Source organism: Streptomyces sp. HUAS MS02 (genome assembly GCF_055702265.1).
On the sequence record NZ_CM146747.1, the window covers coordinates 8,016,286 to 8,030,806 of the forward strand.

Below are 14,521 nucleotides of genomic sequence, written 5' to 3' on the forward strand. Positions count from 1 at the left end.
GGCATATGACACACGACATGCTCGACGGCCTCCGCCCGCTGCTGGTCGCGGAGGTCTCGGCGGAGGCGTACGCGGCCGGGGCCGAGGCGGGGGACCTGGAGCAGGCGGTCTGGCTGCGCCTGCTGGAACGGCTCGACGCCGACGGCCCACCCGAGGATCCCGAGAGCTGGCTGCGCAGCGCCGTCCGCTTCGAGGCCCGCCTCAGCCGTCGCACGGCCCGGCTCGAACGCCCCTACGCCGCCGAGCCCCCCGACGAGCACGCGCCGGGTCCCGAGCAGCAGGCGCTGACGGCGGCCCGCCGCCGCGCGCTGTACGCGGCCGTGCGCCGGCTCCCCGGTCGCTGCCCCCGGCTGCTCGCCGCCCTGCTGTCCCCGAAGGACCTCACCTACCGTGAGATCGCGGGCGAGTTGGGTATCTCACAGGGCAGCCTCGGTCCGGAACGTTCCCGATGTCTGGGATGTCTTCGTCGATTGCTGACGGCGGAGGTTGCGGCACGCGAACCACGGGGATAGGAGTGAAGGACATCGGGTGAGCAGGTGAGCGGGAGGCGTGCACACATGGGCATGAGCGTGACCATCTCGGTGGCGACCGAGCAGGACGCCGAGCAGATCTTCAGGCTGCAGTACCTGTGCTTCCAGAGCGAGGCGGCACTGTACGGCAACTACCGCATCGATCCGCTCGTCGAGAGCCTCGACTCCGTCCGCGCGGAGGTCGCCTCGGACTGTGTCTTCGTGGCCAGGCTCGGGGACGAGGTGATCGGCTCCGTGCGCGGCGCCCTCGACGCCGACGGCACCGCCGCCATCGGCAAACTCTGCGTCCACCCGCGCCTCCAGGGCCACGGCATCGGCGCCCGGCTCCTGCGTGCCGCCGAGGCGGCCCTCGCCGAGGAGCGCGGCGCGACCAGGTTCCGCCTCAGCGCGGGCCACCGCAGCGAGGGCAACCTCCGGTTGTACCGCCGGGTGGGCTACGAGACGGTCGGCACCAGCCAGGGCCAGGACGGCGTACCGATGGTGGTGCTGGAGAAGCCGGCGGAGGCGTACGCCACGACGGCGTGAAGGGGCGCCCGGTGGAGGGTGCCGCGTCAGGTCGCTGCGGCGGCACCCGGTCCGTGGTCGCTTCTCGCGCAACTCCCCGCGCCCCTACCGGGGCGCCCGCGCGCCCTTCGTGAGCCAGTACATCGCGGTGATCGGCAGCAGCACGGGAATGAACAGGTACCCCATGCCGAAGTCGGACCAGACGGTCGCGTCCGGGAAGGCGGACGGTTCGACCATCGTCCAGGTGCCCACGACCAGCACGCCCAACAACTCGGCCGCGCAGCACAGCCGCGCGGCCTTCCGGGCGAACTCCCCGCCCCGCACCAGCGAGTACGTGATGAACCCGTACACGACACCGGCGAGCGCGGACAGCGAGTAGGCGAGCGGCGCGTGCTCGAACTCCGTCGAGATCTGCACGGCGGACCGCGAGACGGCCCCGACGACCATCACGCCGTACAGCCACACCAGCAGCATCCCCGGCCCGCCGATGAGGCGCGTCGGCCTCTCCCGCTGCGGCACCTCGTCCGTGGCGGTCACGTCAGCCTCCCCAGATGTCATAGAGCCGCACCTGCAGCACGGCGAGCACCACACCCCCGGCCGCGACGGTCGCACTGCCCCAGCGGGTGCGCTCCGCCAGTGACATGAACCCGGTCACGGGGACACAGGCGAACGCCCCGAGAAGGTAGGAGACGAAGATCGTGGTCCCCTGCTCCGGCTCCTCCCCGCGCGCCAGCTGCACGATCCCGACGACCAGCTGGACGAGGGCCAGCACCGACACCACGGCCATGCCGATGAAGTGCCAGTCCTTGGTCGGCTGATCGCGATACGCGGCCCAGCCGCACCACGCGGCGAGCAGGAGCGCGGCGACGGCGGTCGTCACCGTCAGGGCAACAAGCATGCCGCGACCCTATTACGGCCCAAAACCCCCGCCGCGCCCGGCCCCGGGCCGGGAAGCCCCCAGAACGCCCATCGTGGCCTTGGCCACAGCACCGGATGCCCACAGGGTGGACGACACCAGTCCGCACCTGCGGAAACGTGCCGTATCCGCGTCCGGCATGCGGACAATCCTTTTTCACCTGCTCCATACATCTGCTTTACTGATCTCATGACCACGACGAGCTGCCGCACCCTTGCGACCGAGGCGACGATGACGCCCGGTGCTCGTTGTATGTGTCGAATGTGCGCCTTCTAGAAGGCCCCGCGCGCTGCCGCGCGTGACGGAACAGAGCCTCCCCGCGCACCCGTTCTCCTCCGGTTCCCTCGCCACCGCGAGAACCGTGTCGCGTCCCTGACCGCTTGCACCCGTGCCCGGGCACACCCATGCCCGCGCACTCGACAGTGACGGAAATCCAGTGATCACCACATCGGGCCTGACGAAGATCTATCGGGCCGACCGAGGTCGTGGCCGCGAGGTCACCGCCCTCGACGGCGTCGATCTGCATGTCCGCGAGGGCGAGGTGTACGGCGTCATCGGCCAGTCCGGCGCCGGCAAGTCCTCGCTCATCCGCTGCGTCAACCTCCTCGAACGCCCCACTTCCGGAACCGTGACCGTCGCGGGCCAGGACCTCACGGCCCTGGCAGGCCGCGGCCCCCGCGCCGGACGGCAGCTCCGGCAGGCGCGCAGCCGGATCGGTATGGTCTTCCAGCACTTCAACCTGCTCTCCTCCCGCACCGTCCAGGAGAACGTCGAGCTGCCGCTCGAGATCCTGGGCAGGTCGGGCCAGGAGCGCTCCCGCAAGGCCCTGGAACTGCTCGACCTCGTGGGCCTCGCCGACAAGGCCAAGGCCTATCCGGCCCAGCTCTCCGGCGGCCAGAAGCAGCGCGTCGGCATCGCCCGCGCACTGGCCGGCGACCCGAAGGTGCTCCTCTCCGACGAGGCCACCAGCGCCCTCGACCCGGAGACCACCCGCTCGATCCTGACGCTGCTGCGCGACCTGAACCGGCAGCTGGGCCTGACCGTCCTGCTCATCACGCACGAGATGGACGTCGTCAAGAGCATCTGCGACTCCGCCGCCCTCATGGAGAAGGGGCGCATCGTCGAGTCCGGCACGGTCAGCGAACTGCTCGCCACCCCCGGGTCCGAACTGGCCGCCGCGCTCTTCCCGGTCGGCGGCGAGGCCACCGGCGACGACCGCACGGTGCTCGACGTCACCTTCCAGGGCGAGGCCGCGACCCAGCCGGTCGTCTCGCAGCTCTCCCGCACGTACAACATCGACATCTCGATCCTCGGCGCCGCCATCGACACCGTCGGCGGCCTCCAGATCGGCCGGATGCGCATCGAACTGCCCGGCCGCTACGAGGACAACGTGGTCCCCGTCGGCTTCCTGCGCGAGAAGGGCCTCCAGATCGACGTGGTCGGCCGGGACACCCCGACGACCGCCCCGACCGCCGTGCCGACGTCCACGCCCGCGAAGGAAGGTGCCAAGTGACCTGGTCCGAGATGCGACCCCTGCTGGAGCAGGCGTGTTGGGACACCCTCCACATGGTCGGCTGGTCCACCCTCATCGCGATCGTCGGCGGACTCCCGCTCGGCATCCTGCTGGTCCTCACCGACCGCGGCGGCCTGCTGCAGAACGTCCTCGCCAACAAGGTCATCGGGCAGATCGTGAACATCGCCCGCTCGATGCCGTTCATCATCCTGATGGTCGCGCTGATGGGCTTCACCCGCTGGGTCACCGGCTCGACCATCGGCCGCGAGGCCGCCATCGTGCCGCTCGCCATCGGCGCGATCCCGTTCTTCGCGCGCCTCGTCGAGACGTCCGTCCGCGAAGTGGACCACGGGCTCGTCGAGGCCGTACAGGCCATGGGCGGCAACACCTGGACCGTCGTCCGCAGCGTCCTCGTCCCCGAGTCCCTGCCCTCGCTGATCTCCTCCGCCACCACGACCGTCGTCGCCCTCATCGGCTACTCGGCCATGGCCGGCACCGTCGGCGCGGGCGGCCTCGGCGACATCGCCATCCGCTACGGCTACCAGCGCTTCGAGACCGAACTGATGTGGATCACCGTGGCGGTCCTCGCGGTCGTCATCTCCGCCATCCAGTTCGCGGGCGACTACGCGGCCCGCGCCCTGCACCGACGTGGCGGCCGGTCCGGCCCCGCACCGGCACTCCGGCTGCTGAGGGCCAAGGCCGAGCCCACCGCGCCCGAGGCCACCAAGGTCTGAACACGTTCCACGGCCACCCACAGTTTTCCCGTCCCACCCAAGACGGGACCGCTCCACCCAAAAGGAAAGGCACTTTTCGTGCGTAACACCGCCAAGCTCACCACCGCCGTGCTCGCCGCCGGAGCCCTCACCCTCGGACTCACCGCCTGCGGCGCGGACAAGACCGACGGCGCGTCCGACACGAGCGGCCCCCTGGTCGTCGCCGCCAGCCCCACCCCGCACGCCGAGATCCTGAACTTCGTCAAGGACAACCTGGCGAAGGACGCGGGCCTCGACCTGGAGGTCAAGGAGTTCACCGACTACGTCCTGCCGAACACGGCGACCGAGGACGGCTCCGTGGACGCCAACTACTTCCAGAACCAGCCGTACCTCGACGACTTCAACAAGAAGCAGGGCACCCACATCGTGCCCGTCGTCACCGTGCACCTGGAGCCGCTCGGCCTCTACTCGAACAAGGTCAAGAGCAAGGACGACCTCAAGAGCGGCGCGACCGTCGCCGTCCCGAACGACACGGTCAACGAGGCGCGTGCCCTCAAGCTCCTCGACTCCGCCGGGATCATCACGCTCAAGGACGGCGTGGGCACCGACGCGACCCCCGCCGACATCGCCGAGAACCCGAAGAAGATCGAGTTCAAGGAGCTGGAGGCGGCCCAGACCCCGCGCTCCCTGGACGACGTCGACGCCGCGGTGATCAACGGGAACTACGCACTGGAAGCCGATCTCTCGCCCGCCGACGACGCCCTCGCCGTCGAGCCGGCCAAGGACAACCCGAACGGCAACTTCCTCGCCGTCAAGGAGGGCAACGAGGACGACCCGCGCGTCGAGAAGCTGGCCGAGCTCCTCACCTCGGACGAGGTCAGGAAGTTCATCGAGGACAAGTGGAGCAACGGCTCCGTCATCCCGTCCTTCTGACCGGTCGTCGATCCGTACATATTCCGACCGCACGTATACGGCGTATCGCCACGCATGGGGTCCGCTCCCTCACGGGGAGTGGACCCGTGTGGTGCGATTCAGTGCTTTCATGCTGCATGCTGGGCAGTTCAGCAGGCTCTCAAAGTTTTCGAAGGTTACGGAGCGGCGCATGACGAGCACCTTTCCCGACATCTCCATCAGCACGGATCGGTTGGTTCTGCGCCCGTTCGACGAGGACGACATCCAGGCGTTCACCGAGATGATGAACGACGAACAGGTGATGGCCTGGACCGACGTCCCGCAACCCTTCACCGAACGTGAGGCGCGTACCTGGATCGCCGAGTACGCGCCCACCGAACGCACCTCCGGTCGCGGCCTCGACCTCGCGGTGACCGAGTTCCTCACCCAGCGGCTGGTCGGCGTCATCCAACTGACCAGGACGGACTGGCACGTACGGGCCACGGAACTGTCGTACGTCGTCGCCCCCTGGGCGCGTGGCGAGGGCTACGCCTCCGAAGCCGCCCTCGCCACCGCCCAATGGCTGTTCCGCGAGCAGAAGTTCGAACGCATCGAGCTGCGCACCGCAGCCGACAACACCGCCTCCCAGCAGGTCGCGCAGAAGATCGGCTGTATCAGCGAGGGAGTGCTGCGCAACGCCTGCATAGCGCGGACCCGCACCGCCGAGGACGGCTGGACCGAGATCCGCACGGACTTCATCGTCTGGAGCCTGCTCCCCGAGGACATCGAGGGCGTCAGCGAGGAACTGGCCGGCAGCGGTGGTTTCGGCTCCTACCCGGACTGGAACTGAACAACCCACGGGTAAGCGCGAGGCCGCCGCCCGGCCGCCGGCGCCCACCCCGTCACCAGGTACCCTCACGGGACCCCGAGCGGGCAAACCGACGACCTGCGAAGACCCTCTGGAGACTGACGACGATGGCCGACCGGGTCACGGTGATCGGCTGGGACGGCTCCCCCCTGACCGCCGCGGCGCGCTCCGCCCTCGCCGCCGCCACACTGGTGGCCGGCGCCGCCCACCATCTAGCCCTGCCCGAGGTGCCCCCGGCCGCCGAACGCATCCGCCTCGGCAGTGTCGCCCTCGCCGCCCGTCGCATCGCCGGCCACCGGGGCACCGCCGTCGTCCTCGCCGACGGCGACCCGGGCTTCTTCGGTGTCGTCCGTACCCTCAGGGCCCCCGAGTTCGGCCTGGAGGTCGAGGTCGTCCCCGGTGTCTCCTCGGTGGCCGCCGCCTTCGCCCGCGCGGGCATGCCCTGGGACGACGCCCAGGTGGTCGTCGCCCACCGCCGTACCCTGCGCCGCGCGGTCAACGTGTGCCGCGCCCACGCCAAGGTCGCCGTCCTCACCTCGCCCGGCGCCGGACCCGCCGAACTGGGCCTGCTGCTCGAAGGAGTTCACCGCACCTTCGTGGTCTGCGAGGAACTCGGCACGGAACGCGAGCGGGTCACCGTCCTCAGCTCCGACAAGGCCGTCGACCGCACCTGGCGCGACCCCAACCTCGTCATCGCCATCGGCGGCCCCGCCACCGCGGCCGAGGGCGGCGGCTGGCTGGCGGGCCGCGACCCCGCCTCCGGACCGCGCGGCTGGGCGCTGCCGTCCCATGTCTACGGCGCCGCTTCGGGCGAGGGCGAGGCGGAACTGCTGCGCTCCTCCCAACTCGCCCGCCTGGGCCCGCGTGTGGGCGACCTCGTCTGGGACATCGGCTCGGGCAGCGGCGCCTTCGCCACCGAGGCCGCCCGCAGCGGGGCCGCCGTCATCGCCGTCGACCGCGACCCCGAGGCCTGCGGCCGTACGACCCTCGCCGCCCGCCGCTTCGGCGTCCAGCTGCAAGTGGTCCACGGCGCCGCCCCGCACGTTCTGGAGAACCTTCCCGAACCCGATGTCGTCCGCGTCGGCGGCGGGGGAGCGGCGGTCGTCTCCGCCGTCGCGGACCGCCGCCCCCAGCGCATCGTCACCCACGCGCTCACCCGCCCCGCCGCCGAACGCGTCGGACGCGACCTGACCGAGCACGGGTACGAGGTCCGCTGCGAGTTCGTCCAGTCCGTCGAACTCGATACAAGGGCCTGGACGGAGAGGGAACGGAGCGTCGCGTTCCTGCTCAGCGCGACGCTGCCCGAACGTTCCCTGTGATCCGGTTGTCGTACCGGCGCGGTAGGCTGGCCGACTGTCGTACCGCACTTCGACACCCGGCACTTCGTCGGTCAATGTCCTAAAAGCGCGCCCGGTTTGGGAGCGTGTGTGGTAAGGCGCAACGGGGAGGACGCGCAACGTGGCGCAGTCCACAGCGGACCGTCGCGGATCAAGCTGTCGCGACGGCGGGACGACCGGGACAATGGCCCTTCAATGGCTTTGTCGACATGCAGGCGGGTCGTCACGTGCCGCTGGGCACGCACGCTCGTTCTCCACAGTGGGGCGGTAGGTGCGCCGTTCCCGGGCCAGCTGGCATGGAGGCACTAACCGATGGGCGAGGGGTACGCATGACCGACACCGGCCAGGTCCCGGGCGAGGGACTGCCGGAGAGCGCAGGCATGGTGGAGCAGCCGGGCGTCCCCGCGCCGGGTGCGTACACCTACCTCTCCGAGACCGCCGCCGAGGACGAGGACCTCCTGCTGCCGGGCGCCCAGGGCGCGTGGGGCAACGAGATGCCGCCGCCCGCCCCCGAGCCCGTCGTCCAGGTCGTCCACGAGCCGGGCCCGCACGAGATGTCCGGCCGCGACAGCGGCGCGCACGACCTCAGCGCCGTCCGTACCCCCGTCGCGACGCCCGTCCCGCAGCCGCCGGTGGCCCGCCGCCCGCTGCACCTCGGCCCGCCGACCCCCGACGCCTCCGCCAGCCCGGTCCGCTCCCTCGCCGACCGGGGCCCGGCCGGCGCTCCCGTACCACCGGGCGCCGCACGCCACGCCGGTCCCTCCACCACCGGTCCGGAGTACCTCGACGGACCCCCGCAGCCCGTGTCGCAGTGGGTGGGTGCCCCCGCCCAGGCCACTCCCGCGCCGGGAGTCGGCGCAGGGGGAGCGGCTGCAGAAACGGTCGTTCCGCAGGAGGCGCACCTGTCCGTGGCCGTGGCCGAGGCGCCCCTGGCGGCGGAGGTTCCGCAGGGCGCGGCGGCCGAGGAGGAGATCCAGGACCCCGAGGCCCTCCACCAGGCGCAGGACGCCGCCTACGCCCTGGCCCAGGAGGCGGCGGCCGCGCAGTTCCGCACCCCGGAGGCGGTCGGGACGCCGGTCGCGGCACACCTCCAGGCCCCCGAGGCCACGGAAACGCCGGAGACGGTCGACGAGCAGCTCCCGGAGACGGCCGAAGCGCCGCCCGCCCATGTCGAGGCCCCGGTCGCCGATGCCGGCGTCACGGCCGCCGAGGTTCCGCATGCGGCCCAGGTGACGGCTGAGGCCGAGGCCCCGCAGTTGGCCGAGGCACCCAGAGTCGTCGAGCCCGCTCAGGTCCCGGAAGCCACCGAAGCACCGGCCGCCGACCAGCACCGGATCCCCGCCCCCGAGGCCGCCGTCGAGCCCACGGTGGCGGAGACGGCCGCAGCCGCGGCTGGGGCCGTCGAGGAGCCCGCGCAGGCTGCGCAGGCCGCGACGCCGCAGCCCGAGCCGGCCGCGATGACTCCCGAGGTCCAGGCTTCCGAGGTCCAGGCTCCCGAAGCCCAGATCGCCGAGGTCCCGGCCGGCGAGGAGACCGCCGCTGCCGCCGAGGCCGCACAGGCACCCGACGCGACACCTTTCCCCCCGGCCGCCCAGGACCCCGAGCCGATCGCGGCACAGACCGCCGACGAGACACAGGACGCCCCCCAGGCCGCTCCGGAGACGGAGGCCGCCGCCCCGGTCGACGCTTCCGCCGAGGACCGGTCCGCCGAGACGTCCGCGCCGTCGCAGCCCGAAGCCGCGACCGCCGACCCGGCGATGCCACCGGCCGAGGCAGCGGGCCCCGAGCAGGCCGCCACCGCTCCCGAGCAGCAGACGCCGACTGCCGTGACCGACGAGCCGGCTTCCACCGACGCACCGGACCCGCAGACCGCGACCGTCGCGCCGGACGAGGAGAACACCGCCGCGTCCTCGGCCGAGCAGACCGCCGAGCTCCCGCCGGACACGGCCCCGGACACCGCGCTCGCGCAGGACCCCGCGCAGGCGGCGCAGACCCCGGCCGCCGAGGAGCCCCAGCCGACGGAGACCGACCAGCCGGGGCCGCACCCCACGGGCCAGGACCCGCAGGTCACCGAGCCGGACGTGCCCGCCGCGAACACGGCGGACCAGGAACAGGGCCCGGCCCAGGGCCAGACCCAGGACCAGGACCCGAACCAGGACCAGGCCGTGGCGGCGCAGGCCGCCGTGACCGTCCCGCAGCCGGAGCCCGCGCAGCCCCTCACCTCCGACGCCATCGCCGAGCCGGGGGCCGCGGAAGCGGACGCGGCGGCCCAGCCGACCGACGACGCGGACGCCCAAGCCGCCGCCCCCGCCGACGAGTCGACCGGCGAGGTCCCGCCTCCCGCCGACCACGCCGAGCCCGTGGCCGACCCCGCGCCCGTGGACCCGGCCTCCGTGGGCCCCTCCGTCGCCGAGCCGCTCGCCGCAGACGCCCAGATGGCTCCGCCCTCCGGGATCGACGCCCCGCAGGGCGCCGTCATCCAGCCCCCGGCCGAGCCCGAGGCCGACGCCGCGGCCCTCGCAGTGAGCTCCCAGGAACCTGCGCCTGAGACCGAGGCCGACACCGACCGGTCGGCGGGACATCCCGCGCCCGCCGACGGCTCCGTGCCCACCGCCGCGCAGCCGGCCCCGCCCCAGGGGCTGGTGGTTCCGCCGCTCCCCGAGGACGGCACCCCGCCGCCCGCCGCTGCCGAGTTCCCGGCCGCCGAGGGACAGCCGGACGCGCCCGAGGGGCAGACGGAGACGGCTGCCGAGGGCGCGCCGGAGACGGAGGGCGAGCCCGTGGCCGCCAGGGTCCCCGCCCCCCGGGACTCCGAGGCCGAGACGATCGTCGTACCGCAGCCGCTCGCGGCGGCCGACGCCCACCCGGACGTCGTCCAGAACGCCGAGGACCTCGACACCAGGGCCGCCGGCCAGGAGGACGACGAGACGACGGCGCCGGAGACAGAAGCAGTGGAATCAGCAGCCGAAGAGAGCGCGGCCCCGGTGGACGAAGCACCCGAAGACGTGAGGGACGAAGTGCGGCAGCCCACCGGTCCGGCCGCGCCCCCCTACGACGACGCCGAGCGCGAGGCCGTCCTGAAGGTCATGCGGGAGCGCCGCGACATCCGTAACGGTTTCCGCGCCGACCCCATCCCGCACGACGTGCTGCTCCGTGTCCTGGAGGCCGCCCACACGGCCCCCTCCGTCGGCCACTCGCAGCCCTGGGACTTCGTGGTCATCCGGTCGGCCGAGACCCGCCGCACCATGCACGAACTCGCCCAGCGCCAGCGCGAGGCGTACGCCAAGTCGCTGCCCAAGGGCCGGGCGAAGCAGTTCAAGGAACTGAAGATCGAGGCGATCCTCGACACCCCGGTCAACATCGTCGTCACCGCCGACCCGACCCGCGGCGGCCGCCACACCCTGGGCCGCCACACCCAGCCGCAGATGGCGCCCTACTCCTCCGCGCTCGCGGTCGAGAACCTGTGGCTCGCGGCCCGCGCGGAGGGCCTGGGCGTCGGCTGGGTCAGCTTCTTCGACGAGCGCGAGATGGTCCGCACCCTCGGCCTGCCCGAACACCTGGAGGTCGTGGCGTACCTGTGCGTCGGGTACGTCGACGAGTTCCCCGAGGAGCCCGAGCTGATGCAGGCGGGCTGGGCCAAGCGCCGCCCGCTGTCCTGGGTCGTCCACGAGGAGACGTACGGCCGCCGCGCCCTGCCCGGCGCCGAGCCGCACGACCTCCTCGCCGAGACCGTCGCCGGGATCCGCCCGCTGGACGCCAAGGCGCTCGGCGAGGCGTGGGAACGGCAGAAGCGCATGACCAAGCCGGCCGGTGCCCTCGGCATGCTGGAGATCATCTCCGCCCAGCTGGCCGGGCTGTCCCGCCAGTGCCCGCCGCCGATCCCGGAGCCCGCGGCCGTCGCGATCTTCGCGGGCGACCACGGTGTCCACGCCCAGGGCGTCACCCCCTGGCCGCAGGAGGTGACGGCCCAGATGGTCGCCAACTTCCTCGGCGGGGGAGCGGTCTGCAACGCCTTCGCCGCCCAGGTGGGCGCCGAGGTCTGCGTCGTGGACGTGGGCGTGGCCAGCGACCTCCCGGCCACCCCGGGGCTGCTGCCGCGCAAGGTCCGCGCCGGCACGTCCGACATGACCACCGGCCCCGCGATGACCCGCGACGAGGCCAAGCACGCCATCGAGGTGGGCATCGAGACGGCCCGCGACCTGGTGGCGGCCGGCAACAAGGCGCTGCTCACGGGCGAGATGGGCATCGCCAACACCACGGCCTCCGCCGCCCTGATCGCCGTCTTCACCGGCGCCGACCCCTCCGAGGTCACCGGCCGGGGCACCGGCATCAACGACGAGACCCTCGCCCGCAAGACCGAGGTCGTCCGTCGTGCCATCGAACTCCACCAGCCGGACCCCGCCGACCCCATCGGCGTCCTGGCGGCCATCGGCGGCTTCGAACACGCCGCCATCGTCGGCCTGCTCCTCGGCGGCGCCTCCCTCCGTACGCCGGTGATCCTCGACGGCGTCAGCGCCGGCGCGGCCGCCCTGGTGGCCCGAGCCATCGCTCCCGAGGTCCTCGCCGCGTGCATCGCGGGCCACCGCAGTGCCGAGCCGGGCCATGTGGCCGCCCTCCAGAAACTGGGCCTGCGCCCCCTGGTCGACCTCGACCTCCGCCTCGGCGAGGGCACCGGCGCCCTCCTCGCCCTCCCGGTGGTCCAGAGCGCGGCACGAGCCATGCACGAGGTGGCGACGTTCGACTCGGCGGGGGTAACCGAGAAGTAGGAGAAGCAGGCAGGGGGTGGGCGCCGGGTTCCTCTCCGACCCGGGTCAGGCTGTGGGCAGTCGTTCCGCAGGGGCGATGGGGGCACCTCCCGTTCGAGCGAAGCCGAGAATGGGGGAGGGTGGGCACAGCCGCCCACCGGGCCGCACCCGGCCACGGTGCTCAGCCGACCACCTGCTGAGCCGCACCCCCCACCCGCCCCTTAGAATCCGCACGTCAGGGCGCTCCACAGCCGCAGCGCACCTCACCCGCACAGAGCCCCGCAGGGAGCCGCACCCTCATGGCCGAACACCCCGCCTACCCCGTGGGCCTCCGCCTCGCCGGACGCCGAGTGGTCGTCATCGGCGGCGGCCAGGTCGCCCAGCGCCGTCTGCCCGCCCTCATCGCGGCCGGCGCCGACATCGTCCTCGTCTCGCCGAGCGCGACACCCTCCGTGGAGGCGATGGTGGACGCGGGCGAGCTGACCTGGGAGAAGCGCCGGTACGCGGAGGGCGACCTCGCCGAGGCCTGGTACGTCCTGATCGCCACCGGCGACCCGGAGGCGAACGCCCGCGCGTCCGCCGAGGCGGAGCGCCACCGCATCTGGTGCGTGCGCTCCGACAGCGCCGAGGCGGCCACCGCCTGGACCCCGGCGACCGGCCACAGCGAGGGCGTCACGGTCGCCGTCCTCACCGCCCGCGCCGAGGGCCGCGACCCGCGCCACACCGCCGCCATCCGTGACGCGGTCGTCGAGGGCCTGCGCGACGGCACCCTCGTCGCCCCCCACCACCGCACCCGCACCCCCGGCGTCTCCCTCGTCGGCGGTGGTCCCGGTGACCCGGACCTGATCACCGTGCGCGGGCGCCGCCTCCTCGCCGAGGCCGATGTCGTCATCGCCGACCGCCTCGGCCCCCGCGACCTCCTCGCCGAACTCCCGCCCCACGTCGAGGTGATCGACGCGGCGAAGATCCCGTACGGCCGCTTCATGGCGCAGGAGGCCATCAACAACGCGCTGATCGAACACGCGAAGCAGGGCAAGTCGGTCGTCCGCCTCAAGGGCGGCGACCCCTACGTCTTCGGTCGCGGCATGGAGGAGCTCCAGGCCCTCGCCGAGGCCGGCATCCCGTGCACCGTCGTCCCCGGCATCTCCAGCTCGATCTCGGTCCCGAGCGCGGCCGGCATCCCGGTCACCCACCGGGGCGTCGCCCACGAGTTCACCGTGGTCAGCGGCCATGTGGCCCCCGACGACGAGCGCTCCCTGGTGGACTGGCCGGCCCTGGCACGCCTCACCGGCACCCTCGTGATCCTCATGGGCGTCGACAAGATCGGCCGGATCGCGGAGACCCTGGTGGCGAACGGCAAGTCCCCGGACACCCCGGTCGCCCTGATCCAGGAGGGCACCACGGCCGCCCAGCGCCGCGTCGACGCGACCCTCGCCACCGTCGCCGAGACCGTGCGGACGACAGAGGTCAAGCCGCCGGCGGTCATCGTCATCGGCGAGGTGGTGAAGGTGGGCCCGGGGACGCACGCGTAAGCCCCGGGAGACGCCCCCGGATCAAGGGGAGCGGAATTGTAACCACCGGTAACCCACCCGTCCCGAGCCGTTGGCACCACACCCAGGACAAGGCAGTATCACCCTGTGGCCGATCTCATCACCGTTGAGGACCCCGACGACCCGCGCCTGCGCGACTACACCGGCCTGACCGACGTGGAGCTGCGCCGCAGGCGCGAACCCGCCGAAGGCCTGTTCATCGCCGAGGGCGAGAAGGTCATCAGACGGGCCAAGGAAGCCGGCTACGAGATGCGCTCGATGCTGCTCTCCGCGAAGTGGGTCGACGTCATGCGGGACGTCATCGACGAACTCCCGGCCCCCGTCTACGCGGTCAGCCCCGAGCTCGCCGAACAGGTCACCGGCTACCACGTGCACCGGGGCGCCCTCGCCTCCATGCAGCGCAAACCGCTACCGACCGCCGACCAGCTCCTGGGGGCCGCCCGCCGGGTCGTGATCATGGAGTCGGTCAACGACCACACCAACATCGGCGCGATCTTCCGCTCCGCCGCCGCCCTCGGCATGGACGCGGTCCTGCTCTCCCCGGACTGCGCCGACCCGCTCTACCGCCGTAGCGTCAAGGTCTCCATGGGTGCGGTCTTCTCGGTTCCGTACGCCCGTCTCGACACCTGGCCCAAGGGCCTCGACGCCGTGCGCGACGCCGGTTTCACCCTTCTCGCCCTCACCCCGGACGAGAAGGCGAAGTCCCTGGACGAGGCCGCCCCGCACCGCATGGAGCGTGTGGCCCTCATGCTGGGCGCCGAGGGCGACGGCCTCTCCACCAAGGCTCTGATGTCCGCCGACGAATGGGTCCGCATCCCGATGGCCCACGGCGTCGACTCCCTCAACGTGGGCGCGGCGGCGGCGGTCGCCTTCTACGCGGTGGCGACGGGCCGCCCACACCCGGCCTCGTAAGGGGCGCGGGGAGCTGCGCGACCAGCCCCCACGCACCCGCGG

Annotated in this window: 12 protein-coding genes; 10 read left to right on the forward strand and 2 right to left on the reverse strand. The window is 72.7% G+C overall.

Features of this window, described 5'->3' with window-relative positions:
• Positions 1–5: 5 nt before the first annotated feature.
• Positions 6–512, forward strand: coding sequence for an RNA polymerase sigma factor (locus ACZ9QC_RS34595; protein ID WP_472916694.1), 507 nt, complete (start codon positions 6–8; stop codon positions 510–512).
• 45 nt (positions 513–557) lie between these two features.
• Positions 558–1,055, forward strand: a complete 498-nt coding sequence (locus tag ACZ9QC_RS34600; protein WP_472916695.1) for a GNAT family N-acetyltransferase — start codon at positions 558–560, stop codon at positions 1,053–1,055.
• Positions 1,056–1,139: 84 nt separating this feature from the next.
• Here ACZ9QC_RS34600 and ACZ9QC_RS34605 read toward each other — a convergent pair whose 3' ends face one another.
• A complete protein-coding gene (locus ACZ9QC_RS34605; RefSeq protein WP_215450922.1) occupies positions 1,140–1,592 on the reverse strand; it encodes a hypothetical protein in 453 nt (150 codons plus the stop codon).
• Complete coding sequence (locus ACZ9QC_RS34610) at positions 1,573–1,932, reverse strand: hypothetical protein (RefSeq protein WP_472916696.1); 360 nt, start codon at positions 1,930–1,932, stop codon at positions 1,573–1,575. Before ACZ9QC_RS34610 ends, ACZ9QC_RS34605 begins: the two co-directional genes overlap by 20 nt.
• Positions 1,933–2,386: 454 nt before the next feature.
• On the opposite strand from ACZ9QC_RS34610, the gene ACZ9QC_RS34615 reads away from it, so the two are divergent.
• The 8 genes from ACZ9QC_RS34615 to ACZ9QC_RS34650 all read left to right on the forward strand — a co-directional run bounded on the left by ACZ9QC_RS34615 (position 2,387) and on the right by ACZ9QC_RS34650 (position 14,479).
• A complete protein-coding gene (locus ACZ9QC_RS34615) occupies positions 2,387–3,463 on the forward strand; it encodes a methionine ABC transporter ATP-binding protein (RefSeq protein WP_472916697.1) in 1,077 nt (358 codons plus the stop codon).
• Entirely contained in the window at positions 3,460–4,197 is a 738-nt protein-coding gene (locus ACZ9QC_RS34620) for a methionine ABC transporter permease (protein WP_472916698.1), read from the forward strand. Before ACZ9QC_RS34615 ends, ACZ9QC_RS34620 begins: the two co-directional genes overlap by 4 nt.
• Positions 4,198–4,275: 78 nt before the next feature.
• Complete coding sequence (locus tag ACZ9QC_RS34625) at positions 4,276–5,109, forward strand: MetQ/NlpA family ABC transporter substrate-binding protein (protein ID WP_472916699.1); 834 nt, start codon at positions 4,276–4,278, stop codon at positions 5,107–5,109.
• Positions 5,110–5,278: 169 nt separating this feature from the next.
• Positions 5,279–5,917 (forward strand): GNAT family N-acetyltransferase, encoded by a 639-nt coding sequence (locus ACZ9QC_RS34630; protein WP_086803080.1) that lies wholly within the window; start codon positions 5,279–5,281, stop codon positions 5,915–5,917.
• Between the two features lie 125 nt (positions 5,918–6,042).
• Entirely contained in the window at positions 6,043–7,254 is a 1,212-nt protein-coding gene (cbiE, locus tag ACZ9QC_RS34635; RefSeq protein ID WP_472916700.1) for a precorrin-6y C5,15-methyltransferase (decarboxylating) subunit CbiE, read from the forward strand.
• 347 nt (positions 7,255–7,601) lie between these two features.
• Positions 7,602–12,038, forward strand: a complete 4,437-nt coding sequence (gene cobT, locus ACZ9QC_RS34640) for a nicotinate-nucleotide--dimethylbenzimidazole phosphoribosyltransferase (protein ID WP_472916701.1) — start codon at positions 7,602–7,604, stop codon at positions 12,036–12,038.
• A 278-nt stretch (positions 12,039–12,316) separates the two neighbouring features.
• A complete protein-coding gene (cobA, locus tag ACZ9QC_RS34645) occupies positions 12,317–13,549 on the forward strand; it encodes a uroporphyrinogen-III C-methyltransferase (protein WP_472916702.1) in 1,233 nt (410 codons plus the stop codon).
• Between the two features lie 105 nt (positions 13,550–13,654).
• Positions 13,655–14,479 (forward strand): TrmH family RNA methyltransferase, encoded by an 825-nt coding sequence (locus ACZ9QC_RS34650; protein ID WP_472916703.1) that lies wholly within the window; start codon positions 13,655–13,657, stop codon positions 14,477–14,479.
• Positions 14,480–14,521 lie beyond the last annotated feature (42 nt).